The organism is Streptomyces flaveolus, assembly GCF_000716535.1.
In the GTDB taxonomy this organism is placed as follows: Bacteria; Actinomycetota; Actinomycetes; order Streptomycetales; family Streptomycetaceae; genus Streptomyces; species Streptomyces flaveolus_A.
On sequence record NZ_JNWV01000211.1, the window covers coordinates 1 to 226 of the forward strand.

General features: G+C 70.8%; 1 pseudogene. It reads right to left on the bottom strand.

Annotation, left to right across the window (positions count from 1 at the left end):
* Positions 1-226: pseudogene (locus tag OO52_RS45890) on the bottom strand (heavy metal translocating P-type ATPase); the annotation flags it as partial.

Below are 226 nucleotides of genomic sequence, written 5' to 3' on the forward strand. Positions count from 1 at the left end.
CAGCTCCTTCTCGTCCTCGCCCTCGGCGACGTACACGTCCAGGAGCGTCATCCGGCCGGTGGTGACCGTGCCGGTCTTGTCCAGGACCACGGTGTCGACACGACGGGTGGACTCCAGGACCTCGGGACCCTTGATGAGGATGCCGAGCTGGGCGCCGCGCCCGGTGCCGACCATCAGCGCGGTCGGGGTGGCCAGGCCCAGCGCGCACGGGCAGGCGATGATCAGG